12 protein-coding genes are annotated in these 9,609 nt (G+C 74.2%); 3 read left to right on the forward strand and 9 right to left on the reverse strand.

The window, feature by feature from the left end:
- Positions 1 to 15: 15 nt before the first annotated feature.
- Positions 16 to 531: a GNAT family N-acetyltransferase gene (locus ACFY7E_RS31910; RefSeq protein ID WP_389491129.1), complete on the reverse strand. Its 516-nt coding sequence runs from the start codon at positions 529 to 531 to the stop codon at positions 16 to 18.
- 61 nt (positions 532 to 592) lie between these two features.
- Between ACFY7E_RS31910 and ACFY7E_RS31915 the strand changes: the two genes are divergently transcribed.
- From ACFY7E_RS31915 to ACFY7E_RS31925, 3 genes are read left to right on the forward strand one after another with little or no spacing between them, the layout of a single operon-like run.
- Positions 593 to 964, forward strand: a complete 372-nt coding sequence (locus tag ACFY7E_RS31915) for a PadR family transcriptional regulator (RefSeq protein ID WP_383440300.1) — start codon at positions 593 to 595, stop codon at positions 962 to 964.
- Positions 961 to 1,530, forward strand: coding sequence for an HAAS signaling domain-containing protein (locus tag ACFY7E_RS31920; RefSeq protein WP_389491132.1), 570 nt, complete (start codon positions 961 to 963; stop codon positions 1,528 to 1,530). The genes ACFY7E_RS31915 and ACFY7E_RS31920 overlap by 4 nt, the downstream gene beginning before the upstream one ends.
- 50 nt (positions 1,531 to 1,580) lie before the next feature.
- Positions 1,581 to 2,186, forward strand: coding sequence for a GNAT family N-acetyltransferase (locus tag ACFY7E_RS31925; protein ID WP_389491134.1), 606 nt, complete (start codon positions 1,581 to 1,583; stop codon positions 2,184 to 2,186).
- A 12-nt stretch (positions 2,187 to 2,198) separates the two neighbouring features.
- On the opposite strand, the gene ACFY7E_RS31930 is transcribed toward ACFY7E_RS31925, so the two are convergent.
- The 8 genes from ACFY7E_RS31930 to ACFY7E_RS31965 all read right to left on the reverse strand — a co-directional run bounded on the left by ACFY7E_RS31930 (position 2,199) and on the right by ACFY7E_RS31965 (position 9,417).
- Positions 2,199 to 2,816 (reverse strand): hypothetical protein, encoded by a 618-nt coding sequence (locus ACFY7E_RS31930; RefSeq protein ID WP_389491137.1) that lies wholly within the window; start codon positions 2,814 to 2,816, stop codon positions 2,199 to 2,201.
- 230 nt (positions 2,817 to 3,046) lie between these two features.
- On the reverse strand, positions 3,047 to 3,844 hold the full coding sequence (locus ACFY7E_RS31935) for a helix-turn-helix domain-containing protein (RefSeq protein ID WP_389491139.1): 798 nt from the start codon (positions 3,842 to 3,844) through the stop codon (positions 3,047 to 3,049).
- A 393-nt stretch (positions 3,845 to 4,237) separates the two neighbouring features.
- Entirely contained in the window at positions 4,238 to 4,633 is a 396-nt protein-coding gene (locus ACFY7E_RS31940) for an FKBP-type peptidyl-prolyl cis-trans isomerase (protein WP_389491141.1), read from the reverse strand.
- Positions 4,634 to 4,722: 89 nt separating this feature from the next.
- Positions 4,723 to 5,121, reverse strand: coding sequence for a hypothetical protein (locus ACFY7E_RS31945; protein WP_389491143.1), 399 nt, complete (start codon positions 5,119 to 5,121; stop codon positions 4,723 to 4,725).
- Positions 5,122 to 5,275: 154 nt separating this feature from the next.
- Positions 5,276 to 6,907: a protein kinase gene (locus tag ACFY7E_RS31950; RefSeq protein ID WP_389491145.1), complete on the reverse strand. Its 1,632-nt coding sequence runs from the start codon at positions 6,905 to 6,907 to the stop codon at positions 5,276 to 5,278.
- Positions 6,904 to 7,479, reverse strand: coding sequence for a hypothetical protein (locus tag ACFY7E_RS31955; protein WP_389491147.1), 576 nt, complete (start codon positions 7,477 to 7,479; stop codon positions 6,904 to 6,906). Before ACFY7E_RS31955 ends, ACFY7E_RS31950 begins: the two co-directional genes overlap by 4 nt.
- A 413-nt stretch (positions 7,480 to 7,892) precedes the next feature.
- The gene (locus ACFY7E_RS31960; RefSeq protein ID WP_389491149.1) at positions 7,893 to 8,639 is read right to left on the reverse strand and encodes an N-acetyltransferase; all 747 of its coding nucleotides are present in this window, start codon (positions 8,637 to 8,639) and stop codon (positions 7,893 to 7,895) included.
- 94 nt (positions 8,640 to 8,733) lie between these two features.
- Positions 8,734 to 9,417, reverse strand: coding sequence for an HNH endonuclease family protein (locus ACFY7E_RS31965; protein ID WP_383444397.1), 684 nt, complete (start codon positions 9,415 to 9,417; stop codon positions 8,734 to 8,736).
- Positions 9,418 to 9,609 lie beyond the last annotated feature (192 nt).

Below are 9,609 nucleotides of genomic sequence, written 5' to 3' on the forward strand. Positions count from 1 at the left end.
CGTGCCGGACAGGGCCTAGCCCGTCCGCAGCTCCCAGCGCACCTCGCCGTCCTCCACCCGGTCGGTGGGGGCGAGGCCGGTCGCGCGGGCGACGGCGGCGGAGGCCGTGTGGCCGGGGTGGACGTGGGCGACGACGGTCCGCACGCCCCGGGCCGCGAGCAGTCCGACCAGGCCCCCGGCCGCCTCGCGCGCGATGCCACGCCCCTGCCAGGCCGTGCCGACGACCCACGCGACCTCCGCGACCCGGCCGCCGTCGGTGACGGTCGCCTGCACGGTGCCGGTGAGCCGGTCCTCGGAGCGGAGCCGTACCACCCAGTTGAGCCAGGTCACGGCCGGGTCCGGGGAGCCGGCGGTCAACCGCTCGTACCGCGCGCGCAGTTCGGGCGGGGACAGCGGGGCGCCCCCGATGAAGGCGTGCAGGGCGGGGTCGGCCAGGACCTCCGCCATCTCGTCGGCGTGCGCGACGGAGAGGGGGACGAGGTCGAGGCGTCCGGTCCGCGCGGTGCCGGGCCCCGGTGTCGGTTCGCTCACCGGGGGATCGTCGCACGCGGACCGTTGATCGGCGCCCCGTCCGAGGGGTATCTTGCATTGCATGGTTCCTGGCGAAGCAAGATCCGAGGCGGCCGGCAGGGTCGCCGTGCAGCTGCGCAAGGGGGTCCTGGAGTACTGCGTCCTGGCGCTCCTCCGGGGCGGCCCCCGCTACGGCGTCGAGATCCTCGACGAGCTGGCCGCCGTCAGCGTCATGACCACCAGCCAGGGCACGATCTACCCCCTGCTGTCCCGGCTCCGCCGCGACGGTCTCGTCGACACCGAACTGCGCGAGTCGGCCACCGGGCCCGCCCGCCGCTACTACACGCTCACCGCGTCCGGCCGGGCCGCGCTCGCCGAGTTCACCGAGGACTGGCCGCGCTTCCGCGACGGCGTCGACCACTTCCTGACCGCATCTCCCGGAGGTTCCGCATGACCCGCACCGCGCACCCCCTCGTGACCGACTACCTGGCCACGGTCGAGCGGGAGGCGTCCTTCCTCCCGGCCGGGCGCCGCGGGGAACTCCTCGCGGACCTGCGCGAACACCTCGACGTCGCCGTGGGCGACGAGCGGGACCCGGAGACCGTCCGCGCCGCCCTCGACCGCCTCGGCAGCCCCGCCGCGATCGTCGCCGCCGCCCGCGCGGAGGAGCCGGAGGCGCCGGCCGCGCCCGGGGACGGGGGCGGGTCGAAGGACCGTACGGCTCCCGCGGCCGTCCTCCTCGGCGTCAGCGGCGTCGCGACGCTCTTCAGCCCCCTCGTGGGCCTGCTCGTCCTGCTCGCGGGCCTCGGCCTGCTGTGGACGTCCGACGTCTGGACACAGGGCACCAAGACGCTCGCGACCGCCCTCACGGCCTTCACCCCCCTGCTGATCGTCGTCGGCGGCACCCTCGGCGGAGGGCGCGTCGGCCCGACGGAGATCCTCGTCGTCCTCGCGCTGGGCGTCGTCCTTCCCCTCGTCGCCGCCGTCCGCCTGTTCCGCGCCGCCCGACGGACCGCCTGACCCCGGGCTCCCGGCACCCCCCGGCCGACCAAGATCGACACGGGTGCAGAATGACCCGTATGCCCATGACGAACGCACCGAGGACGGCCCTGATCGGCGACGCTCCGGCGGTCGGCCGCACGCTGGCCTCCGCCTTCGGCGACGACCCGATGATGCGCTGGTTCTTCCCCGACGACGCCACCCGCGAGGCGGCCCTCGGCCGGTACTTCACCACCCTCTTCACCCGGCAGTACGGCCCGCACGGCGTGTGCGAGCGCACCGACGCGGCGGCGGCCTTCTGGGTGTCGCCCGAGGGCGCGGAGAAGGCCGTCCCCGACGCGGAGACGATCGGGGAGCTCCAGGAGATCCTGGGCGACCGGGCCGGGGTCTTCCGCGACGCGGTCACGGCCGCCGCCGGGCACGGCCCGGCCGAGCCCCACTGGTACCTCGCCGTCATCGGCGCCGACCCCGCCGCCCGGGGCCTCGGCCACGGCTCCGCCCTCCTCCGCTCGGGCCTCGCCCGGGCCGACGCGGCGGGCCTGCCGGTCCACCTGGAGTCCTCCAAGCCGGACAACCTGCCGGTGTACGAGCACTTCGGCTTCGTCGTCCGCGACGAGTTCCGCCTGCCGGGCGGCGGCCCGGTCCTGTGGGCGATGCGGCGCGAGCCCCGGGCCTGACCGGTCGGCCCGTCAGCCCTTCGTCACCGTGCGGAGGGGCCGGCCCGTCTCGCGGTCGAGGTCGATCACGTGGACCTGTTCGCCCCCGTACTCGGCGCTCCCCGTGACCAGCCGGACGCGGTCGGGGCCCGCCCAGGAGGCCTCCATGAGCGCGTTCTCGCCGACGTCGCCGTTGAAGTACCCCACCTTCCAGCGCCGCGTCAGCGGCCCCCGGCCCTCGTCCACGTAGACCCACCACAGCGGATCGATCATGTCCGCCCCCTCCTCGACCACGAGGCTGCGGTCGTCGCGGCCGGGGGCCGCCGTGTCCGACGTCTCGGAGGCGGCCCCGAAGGACGCGAAGAGGAAGAGGGGGAAGGCCGCGAGGAGGACGAGCCCGAAGGCCACCCCGGTCAGGATGCGGACGACGAGGCTGCGCACCGCGACGACCAGCGCCGCCGCCAGCAGCCCCAGCACCAGGAGGCCGAAGAACAGCGGATGGTCGAACAGCCGGGCCACCCAGAGCAGTCCGCCGTCCCGGCCGGCCCACCGGCCCGCCGCCCCGGCCAGGACGAGGGCTCCGGCCGCCAGGGTCATCGCACGCGGGGAGAACCGGAACTTCCGGCCCTGAACGGCGGTCTCTTCGGTCATGCGCGGTCGCTCCCCGGTGGTCCTCGTGACGCCTCCCGGTGACGTCTCCCCTCCAGGACCCCCGTGGGACGCGAAAGGTTGCGGTCAGGGCTGGTCGCGGGCCAGGTGACGGCGCATCAGGACGTTCGCGTCCGTCTCCGCGCCGCGGTCGCACCGCTCCCGGGCCTCCCGCCGTTCCCGTACGAGCAGCGCGCAGGCGACACAGTGCGGTACGGGGCGGGGCGGGCGGCTCAGGCCGCCAGGGCCGCATCCTCGCGGCAGCGTGGGCACGGGCCCGGTTCCGGGGCCCGGAAGGCGACTTCCTCGCACGTGTCGCAGAGCTGGAGCGGGTCCGGCGCCGACACGGACGGACCGGCGGGCAGGGGTGGCGGGAGCAGACGGGTCAGCCGGTAGGACAGCAGGCCCGCCGGACGGTCGAGGTCGTCCGGCAGGGTGGCAAGCAGGGTGCGGCGGACGGCTTCCGGGGCGGCGCCCCGCGCGAACCACGCGTCGACGCCCGGCACCAGGCGCCGTACGTCCCCTTCCGAGAGCAGCAGGCGGGAGTCGTGACGGCGCAGGTCGAGGAGCAGTTCGGCGGCGGGGCCCGTGGGGAGACCGGGGGCCTCTTCGCGTACCGGCTCGGACTCCGGCTCCGGCGTCGGCTTCTCGTCCGGGTCCGGGCCCGGGTCTTCGTACGGGCTCCCGGACGCCTTTCCCGGCGGCTGGTTGTACGAGACCGTACGGGTCGTGATCCGGCCGTCCGGTTGACGCAGGCGCGTACGGGCGAGGTAGCCGTGGGCCTCCAGCTCGCGAAGGGCTGCCGCGATGCGGATCTCGCCCTCCGGGAAGCCGGCGGCGAGTTCCTTGATGCCGATCGGGGAGCCGGTGGGCAGCGACTGGATGTGGACGGCGAGTCCGATCGCGGTCAGCGAGAGGTGCTCGTGCTGCGCGAGGTGGTTGCCGATGACGGTGTAACGGCTCTTCTGGGGCGTGTTCACGTGGATCACGCCCGTGCGGGAACGGCCCGCGCTAAGGTTCTGGTTATCCATGGGGAAGGGAATAGGGTTTCTTCCTCGTGGTCAGGCCCCTGCCGGGAGTGTGAGAGTTCCGGGTGGGGGCCGACCTGTTTTCAGTTCGGTAGCCGCGAGCATATGCCAGACAACCTCTCCAAGATCCAACGAAGTTGAGCAGGTTCGCTCGTACGGGTGACTCTCCGTTCGACGCCCCCCAGGTGTGATCCCTCAGAGCGGGTGGGGTGGGGTTGGTACTTTCTCCCGGTACTTGGAGGATGTCGCGTCCGGCCGGGTCATGGTGCGGCACGATCCGGTGAGGGCCCTCGGCGGCGACGCCCGTACGGACGCACGCACCCCGCGCATCCCGCCGCGTCGCGGTTCACCACGTCACGGGCCACCGTGCCGCGGTCCACCGCCCCGCGGTCCGGCTCAGGCCGAGAGCAGGTCCACCACGAAGACGAGGGTCGAATGGGCCGGGATCAGCGGCGAGGGTGACTGCTTGCCGTAGCCGAGGCGCGGGGGGACGACGATCTCGCGCCGGCCGCCGACCTTCATCCCCCTGATCCCCCGGTCCAGGCCCTTGACGGCCCGGCCGCCGCCCACGGCGAACTTGAACGGCTCGTCGCGGTCCCAGGAGGAGTCGAACTCCTTCCCGGAGGCGAAGGTGACTCCGACGTAGTGGATCCGTACGACCCTGCCCGGCTTCGCCTCGGCCCCGTCCCCGACGACGAGGTCCCGGGTCGTCAGCTCGGCGGGGGCGTCGCCCTCCGGGAGGGCGACCTCGGGCTTCGTCGGTCCGCTCTTCGCGGTCTCTTCGTTCTCCACCGGGTGCACGCTACCCCTGGGCCCTCCGCAACCGGCGAAGGGCCGGAACCCGCCACGGGTTCCGGCCCTTTTCGAGGAGTACGCGCGCGTTACTTCGCGGCGACCTCTTCCAGGCAGAGGACGAACTTGTCCGAGTCGAGCTGCTGCGCGAGCGCCGCCCGGCCCTCGCCGCAGCTGTTCAGGTCGAAGGTGTTGTCGTTGACCTTGACGACCTTGAAGAGGTCGGACTTGCCGGAGGAGCAGTCGACGGTGTCGATCTTCGGGTCGTTCTCCGGGCCGGTGACCGTGACGCACTCGCCGGCCTCGGCGTGCACCGGGGCGTCGCCGGTGAGGTGCGGGAGGCCCAGCTTCACGGCGACCGCGACGATGATCGCGACGACGACACCGCCGATCTTCTTGAGGATCGCGGAACCCTTCTTCGCGGGGGCGGGCTGCTGCCCGGGGGCAGGCTGCTGCTCAGGGGTGAAGGGCGCGGGCGGCGTCGTCATGAGGGATTCCTTGCGGGTATGGACATGATCAGACGCGAACGTTACATGGGCCAAAAACGGCAAAAAGGATCACGAAGATCCACGGGGCGATCATTTGCCGAGTCGTGATCCTGCCGTCCCGTCAGGGACGCCGCTCCGTCGCCGGCCGTTCCCGTCAGGGGCGCGGCCCCATCATCCGCTGGTGCTCCAACGCCCTGCGCAATTCACCCGGAAGCGGGTGATACGGCCCGTACGCGCGCTCCGCGTCGAACAACAGCCGCTGGAGCTGGTCCCGGCCGGCCGCGTGCTCGCCCGCCGCCAGGAGCAGCAGTCCGATCCGCTGCCGGATGTCGAAGGCGCGGGCGGGCTCCCGCTCGTAGTACGGCAGGACCGCCCGGAACTCCGCGAGCGCCGCCGCCGTCTCCCCCGTCTGCTCCAGGCACAGCGCCGCGTCGTAGCGGAACTGGAGGGTCCCCGGGTCCGCCGGGCCCGCCTCCGCCTCGCGGTCCGCCGCGAGCCGGCGCAGCTCCGGCAGCGCGCGCCGGTACTGGCCGTCGTCCATCAGCGTCGACGCGTACTGCTTGCGCAGGATGCGGACGACCGGCGAGCGCTGCCCGTGCTCGGCCTCGGCGGCGGGCAGGATCCCGCCGAGGACGTCCACGGCCCGGGTCAGCGAGCCCTCCGCGAGCAGCCGCTTGACCTCGTCCACGGCGGCGGCGACGTCCGGACGCGCGAACGGTCCCGGCTGGGCGTACAGCCGGGGGTCGGTCTGCGGGGGCGGACCCGGGACCGGGGTCGGCGCGTGTGTGGGCAGGGGCGGGACGGGCGGGACCGGGACGGGCGGGGTCGGTACGGAAGGGGGCGGGACGGGGCGTACCGGGCCCGTCGGCGTCCGCGCGCGGTCCGGCCAGGGCGCGTGCGGGCGCAGGAAGGGCCGGGTCGGGTCCATCGGGCCCGCCGGGGCGCCGCGCGCGGGCAGCAGCGGCAGCAGGTGCTCGTACACCTCGTGCGCGCCGGCCGGGCGGTCCCGGGGATCCTTGGCGAGGAGCCGCAGCACCAGCGCCTCCAGCGCCGCGGGGACCTCCGGGCGCAGCTGCCGGAGCGGGACGGGCGGGTCGTACAGGTGGCGGTGCAGCACGCCGAGCGCGGTCGACCCGGCGAACGGCACGTTCCCGCTGAGGAGTTCGTGGAGGAGGACGCCGAGCGCGTACAGGTCGGTGGCCGGGCCGACGGCGCCGCCCATGGCCTGCTCCGGCGCCATGTACGCCGGGCTGCCGATGGGCGAGCCGGTGTGCGTGAGCCGGGTGGTGTCGGTGTCCAGGACGGAGGCCACGCCGAGGTCGAGGACGGTCAGCGTCCCGTCCGGGCGGACCATCACGTTCCGCGGCTTGAGGTCGCGGTGCACGATCGGCACCGCGTGCACGGCGGCGAGCACCGCGCACAGCTGCGCGGCCACGGACACCGCCCACTCCCACGGGTACGGGGCGTGCTCGGCGAGGTGGTCGGCGAGGTCCGCGCCCTCCACGTACTGCATGACGAGGTACAGGTCCTCGCCCTCGCTGCCCGCGTCGTGCACGGTCACCAGACCGGGGTGGGTCACGCGCGCGGTGACCCGGCACTCGCGCACGAAGCGGCGGCGCAGCTCGTCGGCGGAGGAGGCCTGCCCGTTCATGCCGGCCGGCCGCAGCAGCTTCACCGCGACCCGGCGGTCGAGGCGCCCGTCGTACGCCGTCCAGACCTGGCCCATGCCGCCCTGGCCGACGACGCTGGCGAGCTCGTAACGCCCGCCGACGACCCGCCCGTTCACCGGCCGCCTTCGCCTTCCCGCGGCTCCTTGCGCAGCAGGTCGCTCAGCTCGTCGAGCTCGGCGCGGACCTGGTCGATGCGGGGGCCGGGGGGCTGGGGCACGGGGGTGTGCGCGACGGGAGCGGCGTACGGGTTCGGCCGCACGCCAGCGGCCGGGACGGTCGCGGCGACGCCGTTGCTCCCGTACGCGTATCCCGCCGGACCGTATGCGGGCGCGGTGCGCAGGCGCTCCGCGTGGCGGATCTCCCCGAAGAGGTAGTACGTGATCGAGCCCGCCACCAGGGCCACCATCACTCCGACCGCGACGAAGGACTCCGCCGTGCCGGTCTCCTCGTCGCCGGTGGCCGCCGCGTACGAGAACAGGGCGGTCGACCCCGCGAACAGCACGCCGCACACCACCCAGTCCCGCGCCCTGCGGGTGACGCACGCCAGCCGGATCAGCGGTGCCCAGGACAGGAAGCCGCAGCTGAGCAGCGCGAGGAGGCAGAAGAGGACGAGCAGCGCGACCCGGCCGGCGGAGAGAGGGCTCTTCGGCGGCTGCGGAACCTGCGGGACCTGCGTGGGGCCGTACATCCTGCTGCTCCTGCTCGGACGGATGGGGTGCGGACACGAGCGTATACACCCGTACGGACAACGGTTCCGGGATACCCGGAACCGTTGTCGAAGAGATGAGAAAGGGGAAGGAGCGAGAAGGGCCTCAGGGGGCGACGGAGCCCTCCGCCAGGCCGTCGTACGGACCCTGCCGCAACCGGTCGCCGAGGCGGGAGGCCCGGCGCGGGGACTCCTCGAAGGCGGCGAGGGCCCGGAACCGGTCGCCGTAGCGGCGCTGTTCGGCCAGGGGCAGGAGCGGCAGCCGGAGGCCTCGCGGACCTGGACTGGACCGGGGAAAGCCGGGGCCCGGGGCCGGGGGCCGGAGGGAGACGCGCGTGAGGGACGTCGCGGGGAGCGGCGCCTCACGCGCGTGCGCAGGGGGAGGAGCGGACGCGTCAGATCCGGTGCCGCACCCACACGTTGGGCTCGACGTAGACCGCGTAGCCGCGCGAGGCCTCGCAGTGGACCGGGACGAGCGCGCCCCCGACCTCGACCGGGCCGTCCGTGTCGAAGGGGAGGCCGGTCCATTTCCGCCACTGCTCGACCGAGCCGGGGACGGTCATCGACGCCGGGGCCACCGCCTCGATCACGCCGCCCGCGCGCACGTGGACGCGCAGCCACGGGTCCTGGGGCAGGCCGTCGGACGCGCGGGTGCGGAAGGCGTACTCGTGGAGGGACGCGCCGGGCTCCAGGTGCTTGCCGTTGGGGCGGACCGGGGCGACCAGCTCCGGGAAGCCGCGCGCGGCGGCGTCGGCCCGCATGGCGGTCAGCATCCGGTGCGAGACGCCCCGCCCCAGGAAGTCCGTGTCCACCGTGATCTCGATGGCGCTGACCGTGTCGGGCTCCCGGTCCTGCCTCAGGTCGGAGAAGGCCCAGAGCAGCACCTCGTCCCAGCCCCGGTCGGGCAGCGCGCGGCGCCCGTCCAGGTCCATCCGGAAGGGGACGGCGAACCCGCGCGCGACGAACCTCCCGTCCGTGTCGGTGGCGACGAGCACGTGCTCCGGGAACCGCCGCACGATCTGGCCCACGTTCGCCCAGCCCACCGGGTCGTGCATCATGAACCCGGGCCAGAGGTGGCGCATGTCCCACATCGGCCCTTCCAGCTCGGGGCGTTCGGCGAGGGTCGATATGTTCAGGTCCATCCGGGCAGGCTAAAGATCGTTCCCGTGGCCACCAACCGGTTTTCCCGCGGTCCTCCTCCGGTTTTCCCGCCGGGCCGCCTCCCCGCAGGAGTTCCTACGGGAGCTTCTGCTGCGGGCAGTCGCGCAGGACCCGCCTCATCGCGTCCCGCTCCCCCTCCGTCACCCACACCCCGTACTTCTTCTTCACCGCGACCTGCCGGGCCACGTACGTGCAGCGGTACCCGGTGTTCGGCGGCAGCCAGGTCGCGGCGTCGCCGTCGGACTTGCGGCGGTTGGTGGCGGCGTCGACGGCGAGGAGGTTGAGGGGGTCGTTGGCGAAGCGGCGCCGGGTCTCGGCGCTCCACTGCTGCGCCCCCTTCTGCCAGGCGTCGGAGAGCGCCACGACATGGTCGATGTCGACCTTGCTGCGGCCCCGGACGTACGGGACGGTGGTCCCGGTGTACGGGTCGTCGGTGAGGGTGCCGGAGGCGACCTTGCAGTGGCCGTCCGTGTACCGGACGCCGGTCAGGTCCCGCTTGAGGATGTCGTCGCGGGTGCCGCAGCCGTTGCGGTCCACGTCCACCCAGGCGCGCCCGAACTCCTCCCGGTCGTACCCCTTCTTCGGGGCGCGGCCCTTGACGGCGAGGGTGTCCACGGCGGCGAGCGCCGTCCCGGGCGCGGCCTTCCTCCCGTCCGTGACACCGCCGTCGGTCCCGGGGGAGCAGGCGGCGACGACGAGGGCGGCGGCGACGAGGGCCGGGGCGGCGAGGGTCCTTCGGTACGTCAGCACCCTGCACATCCTAGGGCGGACAACCGGCCGAACTTCGTACATCTGTACCACTCTTTACCGACGCCGAGGACGAGGGCGTTCCCGGCGGGCGGCGGGCCGACGGGGGCGGGGGGGGGGGGGGGGGGGCCCCGCACCCCCCCCCCCCCCCCCCCCCCCCGGCGCCGCCCCCCCCACCCCCCCCGCCCACCCCGGCGGTCGCCG

The sequence above is a fragment of the Streptomyces sp. NPDC012825 genome, assembly GCF_042900925.1.
In the GTDB taxonomy this organism is placed as follows: domain Bacteria; phylum Actinomycetota; class Actinomycetes; order Streptomycetales; family Streptomycetaceae; genus Streptomyces.